At 33.4% G+C, this 16850-nt stretch carries 17 protein-coding genes; 11 read left to right on the top strand and 6 right to left on the bottom strand.

All coding sequences use genetic code 11. The features are described 5' to 3' along the window. Positions 1-12: 12 nt before the first annotated feature. On the top strand, positions 13-939 hold the full coding sequence (locus tag B5X64_RS07585; RefSeq protein ID WP_079464655.1) for a DUF3829 domain-containing protein: 927 nt from the start codon (positions 13-15) through the stop codon (positions 937-939). Between the two features lie 80 nt (positions 940-1019). Here B5X64_RS07585 and B5X64_RS07580 read toward each other — a convergent pair whose 3' ends face one another. The 3 genes from B5X64_RS07580 to B5X64_RS07570 all read right to left on the bottom strand — a co-directional run bounded on the left by B5X64_RS07580 (position 1020) and on the right by B5X64_RS07570 (position 2730). Continuing rightward, positions 1020-1319 (bottom strand): putative quinol monooxygenase, encoded by a 300-nt coding sequence (locus tag B5X64_RS07580; protein ID WP_079464654.1) that lies wholly within the window; start codon positions 1317-1319, stop codon positions 1020-1022. Between the two features lie 15 nt (positions 1320-1334). After that, complete coding sequence (locus B5X64_RS07575; RefSeq protein WP_079464653.1) at positions 1335-2015, bottom strand: type 1 glutamine amidotransferase domain-containing protein; 681 nt, start codon at positions 2013-2015, stop codon at positions 1335-1337. Between the two features lie 145 nt (positions 2016-2160). Next, positions 2161-2730, bottom strand: coding sequence for a Crp/Fnr family transcriptional regulator (locus tag B5X64_RS07570; RefSeq protein WP_079464652.1), 570 nt, complete (start codon positions 2728-2730; stop codon positions 2161-2163). 197 nt (positions 2731-2927) lie between these two features. Here B5X64_RS07570 and uvrA point away from each other — a divergent pair, with 197 nt between their 5' ends. From uvrA to B5X64_RS07545, 6 genes are all read left to right on the top strand, one after another. Beyond that, positions 2928-5756: an excinuclease ABC subunit UvrA gene (uvrA, locus tag B5X64_RS07565; RefSeq protein ID WP_079464651.1), complete on the top strand. Its 2829-nt coding sequence runs from the start codon at positions 2928-2930 to the stop codon at positions 5754-5756. Between the two features lie 474 nt (positions 5757-6230). Further along, positions 6231-6635: a hypothetical protein gene (locus B5X64_RS07560; protein ID WP_079464650.1), complete on the top strand. Its 405-nt coding sequence runs from the start codon at positions 6231-6233 to the stop codon at positions 6633-6635. Positions 6636-6736: 101 nt separating this feature from the next. Next, positions 6737-7249 carry a DUF421 domain-containing protein gene (locus B5X64_RS07555; protein ID WP_079464649.1) on the top strand — a complete coding sequence of 171 codons (513 nt, stop codon included), beginning with the start codon at positions 6737-6739 and terminating at the stop codon, positions 7247-7249. Between the two features lie 3 nt (positions 7250-7252). Beyond that, a complete protein-coding gene (locus B5X64_RS07550) occupies positions 7253-7747 on the top strand; it encodes a GNAT family N-acetyltransferase (protein WP_079464648.1) in 495 nt (164 codons plus the stop codon). A gap of 67 nt (positions 7748-7814) precedes the next feature. After that, entirely contained in the window at positions 7815-7967 is a 153-nt protein-coding gene (locus tag B5X64_RS22775) for a hypothetical protein (protein ID WP_159437584.1), read from the top strand. Positions 7968-8093: 126 nt separating this feature from the next. Next, on the top strand, positions 8094-8375 hold the full coding sequence (locus tag B5X64_RS07545) for a hypothetical protein (protein ID WP_079464647.1): 282 nt from the start codon (positions 8094-8096) through the stop codon (positions 8373-8375). A 60-nt stretch (positions 8376-8435) separates the two neighbouring features. On the opposite strand, the gene B5X64_RS07540 is transcribed toward B5X64_RS07545, so the two are convergent. Then, positions 8436-8750: a DUF4286 family protein gene (locus B5X64_RS07540; RefSeq protein ID WP_079464646.1), complete on the bottom strand. Its 315-nt coding sequence runs from the start codon at positions 8748-8750 to the stop codon at positions 8436-8438. A 148-nt stretch (positions 8751-8898) separates the two neighbouring features. On the opposite strand from B5X64_RS07540, the gene gyrA reads away from it, so the two are divergent. Together gyrA and B5X64_RS07530 are read left to right on the top strand one after the other, a co-directional pair. Further along, the gene (gyrA, locus tag B5X64_RS07535) at positions 8899-11490 is read left to right on the top strand and encodes a DNA gyrase subunit A (RefSeq protein WP_079464645.1); all 2592 of its coding nucleotides are present in this window, start codon (positions 8899-8901) and stop codon (positions 11488-11490) included. Between the two features lie 29 nt (positions 11491-11519). Further along, a complete protein-coding gene (locus tag B5X64_RS07530) occupies positions 11520-12572 on the top strand; it encodes a tetratricopeptide repeat protein (RefSeq protein WP_079464644.1) in 1053 nt (350 codons plus the stop codon). A gap of 228 nt (positions 12573-12800) precedes the next feature. Here B5X64_RS07530 and B5X64_RS07525 read toward each other — a convergent pair whose 3' ends face one another. Continuing rightward, positions 12801-13457, bottom strand: coding sequence for an NAD(P)H-binding protein (locus B5X64_RS07525; RefSeq protein ID WP_079464643.1), 657 nt, complete (start codon positions 13455-13457; stop codon positions 12801-12803). A gap of 192 nt (positions 13458-13649) precedes the next feature. Here B5X64_RS07525 and B5X64_RS07520 point away from each other — a divergent pair, with 192 nt between their 5' ends. Next, entirely contained in the window at positions 13650-14003 is a 354-nt protein-coding gene (locus B5X64_RS07520; RefSeq protein ID WP_079464642.1) for an MmcQ/YjbR family DNA-binding protein, read from the top strand. A gap of 176 nt (positions 14004-14179) precedes the next feature. Here the strand turns inward: B5X64_RS07520 and B5X64_RS07515 are convergent, their stop codons facing one another. Then, the gene (locus tag B5X64_RS07515) at positions 14180-15100 is read right to left on the bottom strand and encodes a bifunctional riboflavin kinase/FAD synthetase (protein WP_079464641.1); all 921 of its coding nucleotides are present in this window, start codon (positions 15098-15100) and stop codon (positions 14180-14182) included. Between the two features lie 228 nt (positions 15101-15328). Here B5X64_RS07515 and atpD point away from each other — a divergent pair, with 228 nt between their 5' ends. Next, the gene (atpD, locus tag B5X64_RS07510; protein WP_079464640.1) at positions 15329-16837 is read left to right on the top strand and encodes a F0F1 ATP synthase subunit beta; all 1509 of its coding nucleotides are present in this window, start codon (positions 15329-15331) and stop codon (positions 16835-16837) included. Positions 16838-16850: the final 13 nt, after the last annotated feature.

Genomic DNA, 16850 nt, shown 5'->3' with positions numbered 1-16850 from the left:
CAACTATAAAATATGAAAAAAGTAATGATGGTTGCACTGGCTTTGTCGCTGAGTGTAGCAAGTGTAAGCTGTAAAAAAGGAATGGATAAAATAGGGAATGCCGTTCTGAAAGCCGGAGAAAACGAATCTCAGGCTATTATAGATTTTAATAATGACTTTTTAGATTCTTACAAAACCTCTTCAAGACATATTGAAAATATTGTAAAATATGCTGAAGCAGCAGTTAAAAAATCTAAAGGTGAAACAGTGTACAGCATGCCGGTTGTAATTGGCTCTATGGATTATTCGCTTAGCAAAATAAAAGAAGTTCCTTCTGGTTTCGAAAATGATAAAAAGGTAATTGAAACCGATTTTAATAGCTACAAAGCGAAAAGAGAAAGTATTAATAAAAAGTTTGAGGAACTGAAATCATATATTACTTCCGAAGATTATAAAGATGATAAGGGCGCAAAAGCAGAAGCTTTGAAAAAAGATATCGATACAGAAGCACAGGCATTTTTTACGGCAGGAGAAAATATTTTAACGAAAATAAAACCTGCAACCGATGCGGCAGAAGAAGTTATTCTTAAAGATCATCCCATGAAAGAATTTATAGTTTCTTCTAAAGGTTTGATGAGCTCAATGGATTCCGTAATGGATCTTTTAGATAAACAATACACAGGAAGTTTTAATGAGACCGAAGCACAGAAAAAATATGATGAGTTTGAAAAAATAGTAACAGATAATAGCAAAAAAGTTTTTAATGTAAAAGAACAGCAGTACGCTTACAAAAAAACTCAGTTTGAAAGTGTAAACCAAAAAGCCTCTGACTTTTTAGATAAATTCAGAAAGCTAATCAGAGATTCAAAATCTACAGGAAAAATTCCGGACAGCAATATTCAGGAAATGGATTCTGCTTATGAATCTGTTTTGAATTCATATAATTCGTTTGTGAAGTAACGATTAAAGAGAAATTAAAACTCTTATAGCAAAAAAATTCCTAAAAACTTTACTTTATCTAAGTTTTTAGGAATTTTACATTAAATAATCTGATTCATTAGAATCACTTCTCTGTTTTCTAGTAGAGGAATAATTTGATTTACAACTAAATTTTGATAATGCTCAGAATTACGGTGAAATTCTACCGCCGATTCATTTTCATACCCTTCAAAAAGAATTAATGTGTTCTTATCGGTTTTACTTTGATGGATTTTGTAAAATAAATTTCCTTTTTCTTCAGAACTCTTTTCAGCAGCCTCTTTCATAATCTGCAATACTGCATCCAATTTTCCTGCTTGTACCTGCCATTTGGCATACACGTAAATTGCTTGTTCGTTCATCTTTTCTAAATTAAATTATGCATTTTTAGATTCTAAAATCGCTACCATTTTTTCTCCTACACCTTTTGCTGAAGCTGGGTTTTGCCCGGTTACCAGATTTCCGTCAGCGATGATGTTAGCAGACCAGGCTTCCGCAGCATGAAAAATTGCACCTTGCTCAGTTAATGCAGTCTGCAGATCAAAAGGAACATCAGCTTTTGCATAGTTATTTTCTTCTTCGGTAGTAAAAGAAGCAATGTTTTTGCCATTTACAAGATAAGTTCCGTCGCTTAATTGTACGTTGAGTAAAGAAACAGGACCGTGACAAACCGCACCTACAAGACCATTTCTCTCGTAAACTTCGGCGATCACTTTTTTCAGTTCACTATTTTCAGGCATATCAACCATTGGAGCCAAACCGCCGGGAATAAAAACTGCATCGTAAATGTGTACGTTAACTTCCGATATTTTAGCCGCTTTCTGCATGTCTTCCCAACCTTTTCCGGTTAAAAATTTTAAATTTTCCGGATCATTGGCTAAATTTAAAGCATCCAAAAATGGCGATTCACCAGTTAAACTTGCAAAATCTATTTGATAATCTGCTTTTTCAAATTCTGCATAAGGATGGGCTACTTCAGGTAAAAAGATTCCGGTTCTTCTGTTATTGGGTCCTATTGAGTTTGCATTAGAAACAATAATTAAAACTTTTGGTTTCATAATTTGAAATTTTTTAGTTAAATAAATATTTTTGTTTTGTCTTTTTGAAATCGTTTTAATTTCTATAGCAAATCTATGTCTGTTCCATGCTTTAATAGAAGGAATAAAGTCACAAAAAAAGTGTGATCAAAATCACACTTAAGTTTTATTTATTGTTTGAATACAGTCGGCTTAAAGTTTCTCGGCTTACTCCCAAATATTCTGCAACATATTTTTTAGGTATCTGTGAAATCAAATCCGGATATAATTTTGAAAACTCTTCATAACGTTGTTGAGGGGTACTTGATAGTAAAAGAATAATCCTTTGTTGTAAGGCGATATAACCATTGGTGAGTTTTGTTCTGAAGAAATATTCCATTTTATGAAATTCTGATGCTAATTTTTCTCTCCCTTCTAAAGTGAGGCAAGCTACTGCACCATCCTGCAAACATTCTACAAACATAGTTGCATTTTTCTCTTTGAAAAACCCAATGTAATCGGTCATCCACCAATCCTTTTTGGCAAACTGAAGAATATGTTCTTTTCCGTTTTCGTCGATGTAAAAAACTTTATAAATTCCGTCTAACGTAAGAAATTCAAATTTTACTTCATCACCTTCATGCACCAAAAACTGATTTTTGCGAACATTTTTAAAGGTAAAGAATGTTTTTATATAATCGAATTCTTCATCTGTCAAAGAAATAATCTCCTCAATATGCTCTCGTAGTCTGTTCATGTTCATGTTTAAATCAGTGTAAATTTAGGGAAAAACAAGAATATTTTTTTTAAATCATTTATAATCTTACAAAGAATTAAAACTCAATTTTTTTCACTTAATTAAATCAACAATTCATAACATTTTTTAACACAATAAAGTCCATAAAATTCCGTAATTTTGCACATCGTGATTTTCAGGTAAAGTCACTCCAAATTATGAGTAAATCAACTGAATATATAGAAGTTTACGGAGCTCGTGAACACAACCTTAAAAATATTAACGTAAAAATACCGCGCAACGAATTGGTGGTAATTACCGGGCTTTCGGGAAGCGGGAAATCGTCATTAGCTTTTGATACTATTTTTGCGGAAGGTCAGCGTCGTTATATCGAAACTTTTTCTGCCTATGCAAGGCAGTTTTTGGGTGGATTAGAACGTCCTGATGTTGATAAAATCGAAGGTCTTTCGCCCGTAATTGCTATTGAACAAAAGACAACCAATAAAAACCCTCGTTCTACTGTAGGAACTGTTACGGAACTATACGATTACCTTCGTCTTTTGTTTGCAAGAGTTTCTGATGCTTATTCTCAAACAACAGGCAAGAAGTTGGTAAGCTACACTGAAGACCAGATTCTGGATGCTATTAAAGAAAATTATAAGAACGAAAAAATAATGTTGATGGCTCCGGTGGTGCGTTCCAGAAAAGGGCATTATCATGAGCTTTTTGTTCAGATGGCCAAAAAAGGATACGGACAGGCAAGAATTGATGGTGAATTACAGGATATTGAATATGATTTAAAACTTGACCGTTACAAAACCCACGATATTGATATCGTCATCGACCGTTGGATTATCGGGGAGAGCGCATCCGAAGCCAGAATGGAAAAATCGTTGCGTACCGCAATGGAAATGGGTGAAGGTTTAATTGGAATTCAAAAACTGGGAAGTACAGAGATTGAATATTTCTCAAAAAATTTGATGGATGCCGAAACCGGTCATTCATTAGCTTTACCGGAACCTAATACTTTTTCTTTTAATTCGCCGAAAGGAAGTTGCCCAAGTTGTAAAGGGTTAGGAACAATTAAAAAAATCAACACCGATTATTTTGTTGAAAATCCTAAATTATCAATCAATCAGGGAGCTTTATTGCCATTGGAAGATATCAAATCTAATAAATTTGTACTTACTCAAATTAAAAATATTCTTGAAATTTTTGGTTTAGGATTGGCAACACCTTTTAAAGATATTCCGGAAGAAGCGTTGGATTATATTTATAACGGTTGTAACAAAGAATTTAATAAAGATTTAAAATACGCAGGAATTTCCAAAAAGATAAAAATCAATTTTGATGGTTTGATTCCTTTTATGGAGGAAATGATTGAGGAAAGAGAATCTTACGAAGCAATTTTGCTGGAAAGACATTTCACAACAGAAGAAACCTGTCCCGAATGTAAAGGAGCTCGTCTTCAGTCTTCAAGTTTGAGTTTTAAAATCGATGGTAAAAATATCGCTGAAATCAACGGTTTAAGTTTATCAGACTTAAAAGAATGGTTGGCTGATGTAAAAGATAAATTCTCAGAAAAAAAATCGATCATTGCTCATGAAATTTTAAAGGAAATCGAAACCAGACTTCAGTTTTTATTGGATGTAGGTTTAGATTATTTAAGTTTGAGCAGAAGTTCAAAAACCCTTTCCGGTGGAGAATCTCAAAGAATCCGTTTGGCAACACAAATTGGTTCTCAATTGGTGAATGTACTTTATATTTTGGATGAGCCAAGTATCGGATTGCACCAAAGAGATAACGAAAGACTGATTAATTCATTAAAAAATCTTCGTGATATCGGAAACTCTGTTTTGGTTGTAGAGCACGACAAAGATATGATCATGGAAGCCGATGAGGTTTTAGACATTGGTCCGAGAGCCGGAAAATTTGGTGGCGAAATTCTTTGGCAGGGAAAACCGAAAGATTTGCTAAACGCTGATACAATTACTGCAGATTATATTACAGGAAAAAGAAAAATTGCCATTCCGGAAGTGAGAAGAGAAGGAAACGGTAAAAATATAATATTAAAAGGAGCAACAGGAAACAATCTTAAAAATGTAACGCTTGATATTCCTTTGGGAAAATTGGTTGTAGTTACGGGAATTTCAGGAAGTGGAAAGTCTTCTTTGATCAACGGAACTTTATATCCGATTCTAAACAAACATTTTTATAGAGCCGTTCAGGAACCTTTACCATACAAAAAAATTGAAGGTCTTGACAATATTGATAAAATTGTAGATGTAGACCAGACTCCGATTGGTAGAACGCCTCGTTCAAATCCTGCGACTTATACAGGAATGTTTACCGATATCAGAAACTTATTTTCAGAATTGCCTGAATCTAAAATTCGTGGATACAAACCTGGAAGATTTTCTTTCAACGTAAAAGGCGGAAGATGCGAAACTTGTCAGGGTGGTGGTTTGAAAGTGATTGAAATGAACTTTTTACCGGATGTTTATGTTCATTGTGAAACCTGCAACGGAAAACGTTTCAACAGAGAAACTTTGGAAGTTCGTTACAAAGGAAAATCGATTTCCGATGTGTTGGATATGACGATTGATGAAGCGGTAGATTTCTTCCAGCCGATTCCTAAGATTTTTGCAAGAGTGAAAACTTTGCAGGATGTTGGTTTGGGTTACATTACAATGGGACAACAGTCGACCACACTTTCCGGAGGTGAAGCACAGCGTATAAAACTGGCAACAGAATTAGCAAAAAGACAAACCGGAAATACTTTATATATTCTTGATGAACCAACAACCGGACTTCATTTTGAAGATGTGAAGATTCTAATGGATGCCATTAATAAGTTGGTAGAACTAGGAAATTCATTTATTATTATTGAACATAATATGGATGTTATCAAATTGGCAGATCACATTATTGACGTTGGACCGGAAGGCGGAAAATACGGCGGTGAGATTATTGCTAAAGGAACTCCTGAGGAAATTATTAAGTCGAAGAAAAGTTTGACAGGGAAGTATTTGAAGAAGGAAATGTAACTTGGTCTCATACTTGCCTTATCTAAAAAAAATCTTATGAAATCAATTAAAATTTATTTAGCTCTAATGGCTTTTTCCTTGACCATTGTGTCTTGTGAAGTAAGATCATCAACGCACGTTAAAGCTTCAATCAAAACCTATGCCTCCTGGACAAGCTAAAAAGGTTTTTGGAACAAAATCTGCAAAACCGTTTGCTCCAGGGCAAAATAAGTAAGTAATTAATTACAGAATTATATAAAGCTACAACTGATGTTTGTAGCTTTTTCTTTTTAAAAGTGATTTTAACTTAAAGCTAATTTAATCTCCAATGTTAACAATTTAATTATTTTTAAAGTACAATTAATTGAATATCAATATTTTATATTTCAATGTTAACTCAATGTTAACTCAATGTGAAATTTGTATGAATATTTTTTTATATCTTTGATTTAGAATTCAAAACAAGTTTAATATCTAATTTAAAATCAAATACATATGAAAAATAAAATTCAAATATTTGTTGCTTCTCTTTTCGCATTAGGATTAACAGCAATTGCAGGGAACGTAAAAGCTCAGGCAACTTCAAACAATACCATTCAGGAAGTTCAGTTAAATAAAAACGATGCGTTCAGCGAAATCAGAAATCTTTTGATGGCTAATTTTGATTTTACAAACTCTGATTATAAGCAGGGAGTTGTAAATTCTGAAGTGAAGTTTGATATTGCGGAAAACGGTAAAATTGTAAATGTACGTTCAAAAGGAGACTGCAAAAATGTAAGCAAAGAAATAGAAAATGTATTGTCTCATCTTCAATATAAAGTGGATGCCAACAAACTGAATGAAAATATGCTGGCTTCATCTTTTGTAATGCCTGTAAGAGTAGACATCAGCAACAGATAATTTAGAAAGAAACAAACTATATAATTTTCTTTAAACTGCTTGAAAAAGCAGTTTTTTTATTTCGGGTAATTGTATACATTTGATTTAAAATTTTCTATACTTTGAATCCTATTCTTGATGTAGTTGTCCGTTCGCTTTGCGTTTATCTTTTTATGGTAATCGCAATCCGTTTGTTTGGGAAAAATCAGCTTTCACAACTCAACGCAGGAGATGTTGTTTTGCTGTTGCTGATTTCAAATGCTGTACAGAATGCAATGGTTGGTGAAAATACTTCCTTAGAAGGTGGAATTGTTGCGGCGCTCGTTTTATTTGCTTCTAATTTTACATTGAAAAGATTAATGTTCGCCAATCGTGGTTTTGCAAGTTTTATGGAAGCTGATCCTGTGATTTTAGTAAAAGACGGAAGGGTAGATCAGGTTGCTTTAAGAAAAGTAAAAATTACTTTTGATGAACTGAACGAAGCAATCAGAGAACATGGAGTAGAAACAATGGAAAATGTAAAGCTTGCTATTTTGGAAGTTGATGGAAATATCAGTGTGATTTCTGAAGATAAAGATGATCAACAGACTCATTATTCCAGAATTAAAAGGAAAAATAAAAGAAAATATCATTAAAAAATGAACTACGAGATAAGAGAAATGCTTCCGCATGACGAAACTAAAGTTTTAGAAATTTTTCAGCAGGGAATTGATAGCGGAATTGCCACATTCGACACCGAATTGCCAAGTTCAGGAGCCTGGAATTCCAGCTTTTTAAATGACTGCAGATGGGTTTTGGAAAATGAAAATAGCGAAGTGATCGGTTGGTGTGCTTTAAAACCTGTAAGTAAAAGAGATTGTTTTAAAGGAGTTGCCGAAGTAAGTATTTATTTTGATAATAATTACCTTGGGAAAGGTTTGGGTTCGGTTCTTTTAAAAAAACTGATTCTCGATAGTGAAAACCACGGATTCTGGACTTTACAGTCAAATATTTTTCCAGAAAATGAAGCATCTATAAAATTTCATCAGAAAAACGGTTTCAGAATTGTCGGTAAAAGAGATAAAGTTGGCCAGCTTCACGGTGAATGGAAAGATCTTGTTATGTTGGAGAAAAGAAGCCCGAATATTTTTTAAATATTAAATATCAGTCTTTTGGCATTTTGATTGTACAATTCATTTCATCAATTTAAATTTTAAAATTATGAAACTCTTGAAAAATACAATCGCTATAATCATTACAGCAGGATTTATTTCTTCTTGCATTCCGCATCCGAGCCGAAGACCAATGCCACCTGGCCATGATAAAAAAGTTGAAAAATTAAAAGAGCATCATCCGCGAAATAGAAATAGGTAATTGATGTTATTGTTATAATTATTCTGAAATAATAATAAAATTTCTTAAAAATTGTGAAATATATAGTGGTAAACAATTATTGGCATCAGTATTGTAATTTTGATTTTTAATTTGAAATTGATTATTATGAAATTGGTAACTAAAGTAATTGGACTGTTTTTAATTGTGTTTTCGATTGTGTTTTATCAGGCTGCACCGTTTCAAAGAGGGCACGGTCATGGCTCGCATAAAAAACATCATTATCATGGTCATCACAAGCCAAAGTATAAAAAAGTTGTGTATTATAAAGCCCCAAAACATTATAAGAAGCATTATTACAAACCAGCAAGACCGTATCATTATTCTCATAAAAAAAACAGACATCCGCGAGTTTATCATAGCAGACCGGTAATTGTCGTTAATTTATAAAAAAAGGCTGTTTCAATTTTTGAGACAGCCTTTTTATTTATCCTTTAAGTTGGGGTTTTACTAAAGATTTTTCTTCTTAGGATTTAAAGAAGTATTGAAAATCATAACATCTTGCCCGAATTTAGTTTCGATTCTTTCGGAGATGTTTAATAATTCACTTTCCATAAAATCTGTTCTCTTTTCTTCGTTATCAAAAATCAAAAGAAGATTGTAGTTTTTCCCTTCTTCAATAAAATCGCTGTGAACTTCAGACAAGATGTATTTATCAACATCCAGAAGGTTTTCAGCCATTAAAACTAAAGTTTCGTCTACATAATTTTCCCACTCATCGATGCTGCTTTTTATGCAATGAAAAGTTATACTTAATACACTCATATTTTAATATTTTTTAAGATATTTTGCTTGATTTCTCAGGCAAAAATCGGTAAAAATTTTGTAACTTAGCACGTTATTAATTATTCAAAATAAATAGTTTTCAGACCGATTTTTAAAAGTCTGATTATCATTACAATAAAACTTATATATGCAAAAAGAAGGAGAAAGATTAATTCCTATCAACATTGTTGATGAAATGAAATCATCTTACATTGATTATTCGATGTCGGTTATTGTTTCGAGAGCATTACCGGATGTAAGAGATGGTCTTAAGCCAGTACACCGAAGAGTGCTTTATGGTATGTATGGTTTAGGGGTTTTCTCAAACAGAAAATACTTAAAGTCAGCGAGAATTGTTGGGGATGTTTTAGGTAAATATCACCCACATGGAGATTCTTCAGTTTATGACGCAATGGTAAGAATGGCTCAGCCTTGGAGTTTACGTTATCCACAGGTTGACGGTCAGGGTAACTTCGGTTCTATGGATGGTGATCCACCTGCAGCAATGCGTTATACCGAAGCAAGGTTAAAGAAAATTTCAGATGATATCTTATCAGACCTTGATAAAGAAACGGTAGATTTTCAAAATAACTTTGATGACAGCTTAACGGAGCCCACTGTAATGCCTACAAAAATTCCAAATCTTTTGGTTAACGGTACTTCAGGTATCGCAGTAGGTATGGCAACTAATATGGCCCCTCATAATCTTTCTGAAGCTGTAGATGCAATCAATGCATATATTGATAACAAAGAAATTAGCATCGATGAACTGATGCAGCACATTATTGCTCCAGATTTTCCTACCGGTGGAATTATCTACGGATACGATGGTGTAAGAGATGCTTTCCATACAGGAAGAGGAAGAGTGGTTTTAAGAGCAAAAGTAGGTTTTGAAGAGGTTCATAACAGAAACGCAATTATTGTAACCGAGATTCCGTATCAGGTTAACAAAGCTGAAATGATTGCCAGAACTGCTGAGCTGGTAAAAGATGATAAAATCGTGGGTATCTACGAAATCAGAGATGAGTCAGACAGAAACGGAATGCGTATCGTTTATGAATTGAAAAACGACGCAATTCCTAATGTTGTTCTGAATATGTTGTATAAATATACTTCACTACAAACGTCTTTCAGTGTAAACAATATCGCTTTGGTACACGGAAGACCAGAGCAGTTGAATTTAAAAGACATTATTCACCATTTTGTTGAGCACAGACATGTGGTAATTGTAAGAAGAACTGAATACGAGCTTAAAAAAGCTAAAGAAAGAGCCCACATTCTTGAAGGTTTCATGAAAGTGATTGGTTCTCAGGATTCTTTAGACAGAGCTATTGCAATTATTCGTCACAGCGCCAATCCACAAGGTGCAAAAGAAGGATTGATTGAAGCGTTTGATTTATCAGAAACTCAGGCACAGGCAATTCTTGATCTTCGTTTGGCTCGTCTTACAGGAATGGAGCTTGATAAGATTCGCGATGAGTACGATGCTATTATGAAAGAGATTAATAATTTAGAAGATATTTTGGCAAATGAACCGAGAAGATTCCAAATTATTAAGGAAGAATTAGCAGAAATAAAAGAAAAATACGGCGACGAAAGAAGAACGGAAATTGATTATTCGGGAGGTGAAATGTCTATTGAAGATATTATTCCGAACGAAGCGGTTGTTCTTACCATTTCTCATGCAGGATATGTGAAGAGAACGTTGCTATCAGAATACAAAATTCAAAGTAGAGGTGGTGTTGGTAATAAAGCAGCGACAACAAGAGATTCAGATTTCTTGGAATATATCGTGTCTGCAACTAACCACCAGTATATGTTGTTCTTTACAGAAAAAGGGAAGTGTTATTGGTTAAGAGTATTCGAAATTCCTGAAGGTTCTAAAACTGCAAAAGGAAGAGCGGTACAAAACTTAATCAACATTGAACCGGATGATAAGATTAAAGCATATATCAGAACCAATGACCTGAAAGATGTAGATTACATCAACCAGATGAGTGTGGTAATGATTACTAAAAATGGTACTATCAAAAAGACATCTTTAGAGGCTTACTCAAGACCAAGAGTAAATGGTATCAACGCTATTGAGATCAGAGAAAACGATCAATTGCTAAGTGCTTATCTTACCAATGGTGAGTCTCAAATCATGATTGCTACGAAAAACGGTAAATGTATTCGTTTCCCTGAAGAGAAAGTAAGAGAAGTGGGTAGAGGATCTATCGGTGTACGTGGTATTATGATGGAGGAAAATGATGAGGTTATTGGTATGATTGTTGTTAACGATGTAGAGCGCGAAACGGTTCTTGTGGTGTCTGAGAAAGGGTACGGTAAGAGAACTGCAGTAGAAGACTACAGAATTACCAACAGAGGTGGTAAAGGAGTTATTACCCTTAATATCACTGAAAAAACAGGTAATCTTATTGCAATTCAGAATGTTACAGATGAAGATGGATTGATGATTATTAATAAATCGGGTGTTGCAATCAGAATGAATATGGATGAAATGCGTGTGATGGGTAGAAATACTCAGGGGGTAAGAATGATCAATCTTAAGAAGAATGACGAAATTGCTGCCATTGCAAAAGTTGAAATGGACAAAGATGTAGAAGAAGAAGGTCTTGAAGGTGAAGAATCTGCAGAAGATAGTTCAACTGAAGAAAACGTTTCGCCACAAACGGAAAATAATGCAGAAAATGAAAATCCGGTTGACGAAACTGAAAATTCAGAATCTGAAGAATAATATAACAATATAATTAAAAATTCATATTTATGAAAAAGCTAATTTTAGGCATAGCAATCGTTTCTTCAGTTTTTGCTTTTGGGCAGAAAGATGATAAGAAAGAAATAAATGCTCAAGTGCAAGCTACTAATAAAGTGGCAATGGATGCATATAATGCAAAAAATTATACGGTTGCAGGGCCAAAGTTCATAGAACTTTATGATTTGTTAAAAGCAAATGGCCAAGAGGATAAAATTTACAAGTATTATGCTGGTTTAAGTTATGCTTTGGCAAATAATTTAGATGAATCTATAAAAATATATACAGATTTAATTAATTCTGGGTATACTGGGGTTCAGACAACTTATACAGCAAAAGAAAATAAAACCGGACAAGTTTCTGCTTATGATAAAGCAACTTGGGATCTATTGAAAAAAAGTTCATCAAAGGATTATTCTGATTTCAAAACTGAACAATCTAAAAGCGTAGAGCCAGATTTATATGAAACTTTATCAACTTTACTTTTAAATGCAAAGAAAAATGATGAAGCTTTAGCGTTGATTGAAAAAGGGTTAGCAAAATACCCTAATAATGCTAAATTAAAAGAGTATCACGGTTCTGCTTTATACGCTGCAGGTAAGACTGATCAGTTTATGACAAATCTTAAAGAGCAGTTGGCAAAGAACCCTAATGATGCTACCAATTGGTACAACTTAGGAGTTTTACAATCCAAAAATCCTGCTACAGAAGCTGATGCAGTTGCTTCATTCAATAAGGCGATAGAGCTTGCTGCTACTGATACAAAATTAAAGGACAATGCTTATCAAAACCTAGTATATACTACTATTGGTGATGATGATAAGGCTGTAAAAGAAATCAATGCAATAAGAAAATCAGATCCAGATAAAGCGACAACTTTAATTGAAGCAAGAAAGGAGAGATTTGCTAAAGCGCTTCCTTATGCTGAAAAATGGTATCAGGCAAGTCCTAACAACATTGATGCCGTTGGAACTTTGAAAGATATTTACGGTATGTTAAAAAACCAGGCCAAAGTTGCTGAATTAAAAGCTAAAGAAGCTGAACTTCAAGCTAAAGCAAAATAATCTTTTAAAGATTTATTATAAAGAAAATCGTCTCATTTTGAGGCGATTTTTTTGTTTTTAAATAATTAACAGTTTGCCTAAATTTTATGATTTTAAAATATAAAAGTAAAACTGCCACGAATTCACGAATATTTTTTAACAAATGTATTTCGTGCATTCGTGGCAGTTTAACAATTTTTAAGATCTGTGAGACAATGAGTTTATTTTAATTGAAGTTTTTAGGAGGCTTTAAGTATTGCTTTTCTCAGCAAAACAAAAAATATTTCCAAGCTTGATACTCGAATAGCCATTGCTTTTTATTTTGGAAGAATTAATCATTGCTTTAGCTAAGATATCGGTAGGTAAAGGTTTTTGGCTTTCAAAAAGACCTAGCTTATTGGCAAATTTAATAATTCTGCTTCCTAAGACTTCCCCGGTTCTTTCAGAATCTTTTCTTTCGAGCATTCCAGGTTTAAAAATTGTGATTTTATTAAAATGAAGTTTTTTTACGGCTTCTTCCAATTCGCCTTTCATTTTAGAGTAAAATATTTTGGATTTAGGATTAGCTCCATAAGCCGAAACCAGAATATAATCATCTACATTATTTTCTTTTGCTGCTTTTGCAAACTGGTACTGATAATCAAAATCAACTTTTCGTTGTGCATCTTTGCTTCCGGCAGCTTTTAGAGTCGTTCCGAGGCAAGAAAAAGCGACATCACCTTTCACAAGATTTTTCCAGTCTTCATATTTTTCAAAATCAACGACATGAGTCTTTAACTTTTCATTTTGAATAGATATTGGTTTTCTTACAAAAACAGTAACCTCTTCAAAATCGTTATCCTGTAAAAGTTGATGTACCAAATCTTTTCCTGTAGCACCTGTAGCACCGATTACTAAAGCTTTCATAATAATGTAGTTTGTATGATGGTATTTTTCTTTCTTAAATTTACTAAATTTGAGATAATTATTTAAGATAAAAGATAAAAGATAAAAGATAAAAGATCTTTCAGTTAAATTAAAATATTAATTATAATTTTTATTCATCAATTATCGTTTATTGATTATTATTCATTACCAATTACTTATTACTCATACGAAATGAATGCCAACGAAATTTTAGATTATTGTCTTGCAAAAAAAGGAGTGACAGAAAGTTTTCCGTTCGATAACGAAACTTTAGTTTTAAAAGTAGGAATCAAAATTTTTCTGTTGATGTCTTTAGAAAGACAGCCTTTAAGTATCAATGTAAAAACTGATCCCGAATGGAGCGAAGAACTTCGTGAGCAGCATCCACAGATTACAGGTGCTTTTCACATGAATAAAACCCACTGGAATTCTGTTTCTATGGATGGTTTAAAAAGAGATTTAATTTTAAAAATGATTGACCAATCATATGATTTGGTGTTTAAATCGTTGACGAAAAAAGCGAAAGAAGAAATTGAAAATTCTTAAATAAAATCAATAAACAAAATGACGAAATAAATTGGTATAACAATCTTTGCTTTTATTCTCGGATGTATCATTTTCAGATATATTGCAAAATTTGAATTGAATGAAAGCTTAATTATTTCTTTACGATCTGCTGTTTTAAGCTTTTGATTCCTAAGAATATTTAAGAATATTTTTTTCTAAAAACTAAAAGCCTCAGTTAGTCTTTTATCCTCATCCAGCCTTTCAATCAATTTTTCTAAACCTTCAAATTTAATTTCCTCATGAAGAAAATCTCTGAATTTCACAGTGATTTTTTCATCGTAAATATCTCCTTCAAAATCAAGAATATAAACTTCAACGGTTAACTTGTCACCATTAACGGTCGGGTTGGTTCCTACACTCAACATTCCTTTATATTGCTGATTATTTACTAGAACTTCAACAATATAAGCTCCTTTTTTAGGTAAAAGTTTAATAGATTCTATTTCGATATTGGCGGTTGGATAACCGATCGTTCTTCCTAATTTTTTCCCATGTACAACCGTTCCGGAAACAGAGTAGGAGTAACCCAACATTTCATTAGCCTCTAAAATATTACCTGCCAATAAAGCATTTCTGATTTTTGTTGAGCTGATATTATTTTCGTGGATGTTAATAGCTTCCATTTGCTCTACCTCAAAATCTAATTCTTTAGAAAGTTTTTGAAGCAATTCAAAATTTCCGCTTTTATTTTTACCGAAAGAATGATCATAACCAATGATTAAATATTTTACGTTTAATTTATCAATTAAGATCTGACGCACAAATTCTTCACCCGTAAGATTTCTGAACTCATCATCAAATTCTTTTAAAAATAAATTATTAATGCCATATTTTTCCATTAATAAAGTCTTTTCATCTAATGTATTTAGAAGTTTAAGGTCTTCATTAGGATTGAACACAAATCTAGGATGTGGCCAAAAAGTAAGAACTGCAGTTTCCAGATGATGGGAAGAGCCCACTTTTTTTAGTTCGTCGATGATACATTTATGACCGAGATGAACTCCGTCAAACATTCCCAAAGATAACGCCAGAGGCTTTTGAGAGGGATAATCACTAAAATTTCTGAAAACTTTCAAGATGAAAAAAATTTGACTGCAAATATAGGTATAATGTACTTATTAATGTAACAATTTACCAATGTAATAATGTAACAATAAAAATAAGCACTTTATGGAGTCATTTATTGGTAAATTGCTAGATTGTTATATTGCTAAATTGTTAAAAAAAGTATGATAAAAATCTTTTTTTTAGCAATTGCAGGTTTGTGAAGAATCATTATATTTGCACCAAGAAAAAATTTAGCAATGGCAAACCAAATTAAAGGAAAAATTTCTCAAATTATTGGTCCTGTAATCGACGTAGTTTTTAATAATGTAGAAGCTATACCAAGTATTTATGATGCTTTGGAGATTACAAAAGAAAACGGTGAAAAAGTAGTATTAGAAGTAGAGCAGCATATCGGTCAAGATACTGTAAGATGTATCGCAATGGATGCAACTGATGGTCTTAAAAGAGGTCAGGAGGTAATCGGATACGGAAATCCTATTATTATGCCAATCGGTGATGCCGTTAACGGAAGACTATTCAACGTTGTTGGGGATGCTATCGACGGGCTTCAAAATATTTCTAAGGAAGGTGGTCTTCCTATTCACAGACCAGCTCCAAAATTTGATCAACTTTCAACTTCTGCAGAAGTTTTATTCACAGGTATTAAAGTAATCGACTTAGTAGAGCCTTACTCAAAAGGAGGTAAAATTGGTTTGTTCGGTGGTGCAGGTGTAGGTAAAACTGTATTGATTCAGGAGTTGATTAACAATATTGCAAAAGGACACGGTGGTCTTTCTGTTTTTGCCGGAGTAGGTGAAAGAACGAGAGAAGGAAATGACCTTTTGAGAGAGATGTTAGAATCAGGTATTATCAAATACGGTGATGAATTTATGCACTCTATGGAAAACGGAGGTTGGGATCTTTCTAAAGTAGATTTAGAAGTAATGAAAGATTCTAAAGCTGCATTCGTTTTCGGACAAATGAACGAGCCACCTGGAGCAAGAGCAAGAGTAGCACTTTCTGGTCTTACTTTAGCTGAATACTACAGAGATGGTGGTGAAACAGGACAAGGAAGAGATGTACTTTTCTTCGTAGATAATATCTTCCGTTTTACACAAGCTGGTTCTGAGGTATCTGCACTTTTGGGTCGTATGCCTTCTGCGGTAGGTTACCAACCAACATTGGCATCTGAAATGGGTGCGATGCAGGAAAGAATTACTTCAACTAAAAATGGTTCAATTACTTCAGTACAGGCGGTTTACGTACCTGCGGATGATTTAACTGACCCGGCTCCTGCTACAACGTTTGCTCACTTAGATGCAACAACTGTATTAGATAGAAAAATTGCTTCATTAGGTATTTATCCTGCAGTAGATCCATTGGCTTCTACGTCAAGAATATTGGCTCCGGAAATTATCGGTGAAGAACATTATAACTGTGCTCAGAGAGTAAAAGAAATTCTTCAGAGATACAAAGCATTGCAAGATATTATCGCAATCCTTGGTATGGAAGAACTTTCTGAAGAAGATAAATCAGTCGTTTACAGAGCTAGAAAAGTTCAGAGATTCTTATCTCAGCCTTTCCACGTTGCTGAACAGTTTACAGGTCTTAAAGGTTCATTAGTAGATATCAAAGATACTATCAAAGGATTTACGATGATTATGGACGGTGAATTAGATCACTTACCAGAAGCTGCTTTCAACTTGAAAGGAACTATCGAAGAAGCAATAGAAGCTGGACAAAAAATGTTAGCGGACAACGCTTAATAAATTAGACATA

Source organism: Chryseobacterium balustinum, assembly GCF_900168205.1.
GTDB classification, from domain to species: domain Bacteria; phylum Bacteroidota; class Bacteroidia; order Flavobacteriales; family Weeksellaceae; genus Chryseobacterium; species Chryseobacterium balustinum.
The sequence above is the reverse complement of the archived record's forward strand: the minus strand, read 5'-3'. Positions and strand labels throughout refer to the sequence as shown.

Coding starts and splice junctions, on each gene's coding strand:
- B5X64_RS07585 (WP_079464655.1), top strand. CDS start 13: ATGAAAAAAGTAATGATGGTTGCACTGGCTTTGTCGCTGAGTGTAGCA.
- B5X64_RS07580 (WP_079464654.1), bottom strand. CDS start 1,319: ATGAACGAACAAGCAATTTACGTGTATGCCAAATGGCAGGTACAAGCA.
- B5X64_RS07575 (WP_079464653.1), bottom strand. CDS start 2,015: ATGAAACCAAAAGTTTTAATTATTGTTTCTAATGCAAACTCAATAGGA.
- B5X64_RS07570 (WP_079464652.1), bottom strand. CDS start 2,730: ATGAACAGACTACGAGAGCATATTGAGGAGATTATTTCTTTGACAGAT.
- uvrA (WP_079464651.1), top strand. CDS start 2,928: ATGAGTAAATCAACTGAATATATAGAAGTTTACGGAGCTCGTGAACAC.
- B5X64_RS07560 (WP_079464650.1), top strand. CDS start 6,231: ATGAAAAATAAAATTCAAATATTTGTTGCTTCTCTTTTCGCATTAGGA.
- B5X64_RS07550 (WP_079464648.1), top strand. CDS start 7,253: ATGAACTACGAGATAAGAGAAATGCTTCCGCATGACGAAACTAAAGTT.
- B5X64_RS22775 (WP_159437584.1), top strand. CDS start 7,815: ATGAAACTCTTGAAAAATACAATCGCTATAATCATTACAGCAGGATTT.
- B5X64_RS07545 (WP_079464647.1), top strand. CDS start 8,094: ATGAAATTGGTAACTAAAGTAATTGGACTGTTTTTAATTGTGTTTTCG.
- B5X64_RS07540 (WP_079464646.1), bottom strand. CDS start 8,750: ATGAGTGTATTAAGTATAACTTTTCATTGCATAAAAAGCAGCATCGAT.
- gyrA (WP_079464645.1), top strand. CDS start 8,899: ATGCAAAAAGAAGGAGAAAGATTAATTCCTATCAACATTGTTGATGAA.
- B5X64_RS07530 (WP_079464644.1), top strand. CDS start 11,520: ATGAAAAAGCTAATTTTAGGCATAGCAATCGTTTCTTCAGTTTTTGCT.
- B5X64_RS07525 (WP_079464643.1), bottom strand. CDS start 13,457: ATGAAAGCTTTAGTAATCGGTGCTACAGGTGCTACAGGAAAAGATTTG.
- B5X64_RS07520 (WP_079464642.1), top strand. CDS start 13,650: ATGAATGCCAACGAAATTTTAGATTATTGTCTTGCAAAAAAAGGAGTG.
- atpD (WP_079464640.1), top strand. CDS start 15,329: ATGGCAAACCAAATTAAAGGAAAAATTTCTCAAATTATTGGTCCTGTA.